This window comes from Parabacteroides caeci, from assembly GCF_023656795.1.
Taxonomy (GTDB): Bacteria; Bacteroidota; Bacteroidia; order Bacteroidales; family Tannerellaceae; genus Parabacteroides; species Parabacteroides segnis.
The window spans coordinates 1-2,574 of record NZ_JAMOKT010000137.1 but is presented as its reverse complement, the minus strand read 5'-3'; the positions used below and the strand labels follow the sequence as shown (position 1 = coordinate 2,574).

Here is a 2,574-nt window from a genome sequence, read left to right as displayed (position 1 = left end):
GTGTGACACGTAAACTGTGTAAGTGATTGTGCAACTTTAGCTTAGAGAAGCATTGATTGCACCTGCAATTCCGTTTGCAGTAGTCTGAGGGTACGTGCATTATGAGTAATCATTTTGTGCGAAGCTACCCTGACAAAGTACCCTTTCCGAAAGGAACAGACCAAAGCGTGAGCCGAGGTCAATGGCGGATAACATCGTTCTGCCGAGGGGCAAGACTTGATGGTATGGTCAACTTAGTGTGAACGTCTGATAAACATCGTTACGAAGAACAAGCCTAATGATGTTGTTGACTTCTCTCCACGGAGTGAAGTCTGAGGCTTGAACCAAAAAGGTGTGCAGTCGGCTGACCTCCTGTCCAGGTGGGGTCACACGGACATCAAGACTGCCGGTGAATAGGACGGACCTAACCCATCACAGTCACTTACACGGAACGTGGTAAGTCCGTATCTCTCCGCTTCTTCGGAAGTGGTAAGCAAGCCGCAAGGCGAGCCTATACGGGGTGCGGATATAGGAACGTGGAAAAAGCGAATGCCGCTCTGTAATGGAGCGGATACGGATTGACCTCATTGCCATGTATGGCAGAGAGCCACATCATCCGACACGAAAGTGTGCCCACTTCCACAAGGTAACTCTTTACAATAAACTTTATAGAACTTCTAAAGAAAGGAAAGCAAATGAACGAATCGAAAGAAACGTGTGCACCTGAAAATGTGGTTCTCACCGATGCGGAGCGTTGGAAAAGCATTGACCGACGCAAAGCCGAGGACTATGTTCGGAAGCTGCAAGCACGTATTGTAAAGGCTCAAAGGGAAGGCAGACATGGCAAAGTCAAGTCTTTGCAGTGGCTGTTGACCCACTCGTTCTACGGTCGTTATCTTGCCGTGGTTCGGGTTACTACTAACAAGGGTAAGAACACCGCAGGAGTTGACCGTGTAAGATGGTCAACCGATGCGGCCAAAGTCAAAGCGATTGACACACTGAAACGCCGTGGCTATCAGCCGATGCCATTGCGCCGTGTCGAAATCCCGAAAAAGAACGGAAAGAAACGTCCTTTGGGAATACCGACTATGAAAGACCGTGCGATGCAGGCATTGTATCTCATGGCTCTCGACCCGATTGCAGAAACCACTGGAGACCAGCACTCCTATGGATTCCGTAAATATCGCAGTTGTCAAGATGCCATTGCCCAGTGTCACAATGTGCTTTCAAGAGACGTGGCTCCCAAATGGGTTCTGGAGGGTGACATCAAAGGATGCTTCGACCACATTAGCCATAAATGGCTCCTCAACAATATTCCTATGGATAAGGAGGTGCTGAGAAAATGGCTGAAAAGTGGCTATGTGTTCAATGGTGAACTCTTCCCGACCGATGAGGGCACACCCCAAGGAGGTATAATTTCTCCGACACTTGCAAACATGACTCTTGACGGATTACAGTCTCTCGTGCAAAAAGCAGTGAAACCATATTGGCAACCTATGCCTACCGCATACGGTGGACGTAAATGGATTGAGCCGAAAATCAATCTTGTACGCTATGCCGATGATTTCATTGTTACTGCCAAAGATAAGGAAACCATAGAAACGGTTATCCTACCCTTAATAAGGGAATTTATGGCAGAGCGAGGACTCATGCTGTCTGAGGAAAAGACCAAAATAACTCACATCAGTGAGGGTTTCGATTTCCTTGGCTTCAACATCCGCGAGTACAAATCGAATGGAAAACTTCTGACCAAACCATCAAAGAATGCGATGAAGAGTTTCTGCGACAAAGTACGCACAAAAATCAAGAGTAACAAGTCGGCTAAGGCTTCCTCCCTTATCAGAATGCTTAATCACATGATACCCGGATGGGCAAATTACTACCGATACGGAGCATCATCAAAAGCATTCTCACGAGTGGATTTCGAGATTTACAAAACGCTTTGGCAATGGGCAAGACGCAGACATCCCAAGAAAGGAATGCATTGGATTAAAGACAAGTATTTCAAACAACAGCACGGACGGGATTGGTGTTTTGCCGCCACTACCAAGAACAAGAAGTCGGGCAAAGAATCGACCTTGCGATTGAAGCGGCTGGCAGACACTCCAATCCAAAAGTATGTGCGTGTCAGAACGAATGTCAATCCTTATGACCCTGCGGATGCTCCTTATTATGCAAGAAGAAAATCAAAGAACACGGAGAATCAACTTCGTGAAGTTGATGACCTCCTGCGCATGATTTGGATTCATCAAGGGATGCGCTGTCCTATCTGTGGAGAGATTATTGACGATGAACGTAGGTGGACTACCATTAAGGAAACCATCAACGGTAAACCGTTCAAGATTCTCATTCATAGCTCTTGCAAACAAAGGAAGTCTAACCCTAATAAGATTAGTAGGAAATGAGGCAGAACTATTCCTTCAGTAAGAATAGCAATGCGTTGCTTGAGCCGTGTGAGGGGAAACTCTCATGCACGGTTCTTAGAGGGGAAAGCCCCAGCAATGGGGCTGACCTACTCGACACGAAACTAATCTACGCCATCGGCGCCGTTATCGGCCTTATCGGGGGCGTGAAGGTATATTCCAAGTTCTCGTC

General features: G+C 47.0%; 2 protein-coding genes. Both read left to right on the top strand.

Going from position 1 to position 2,574, the window contains the following annotated elements; genetic code table 11:
* The first annotated feature begins 674 nt into the window (after window positions 1-674).
* Window positions 675-2,384 carry a group II intron reverse transcriptase/maturase gene (ltrA, locus tag NBH15_RS29035; protein WP_250824206.1) on the top strand — a complete coding sequence of 570 codons (1,710 nt, stop codon included), beginning with the start codon at window positions 675-677 and terminating at the stop codon, window positions 2,382-2,384.
* A partial coding sequence (locus NBH15_RS29470) for a DUF4134 family protein (RefSeq protein ID WP_350472311.1) occupies window positions 2,381-2,574 on the top strand: 194 nt, incomplete at its 3' end. The genes ltrA and NBH15_RS29470, both read left to right, overlap by 4 nt.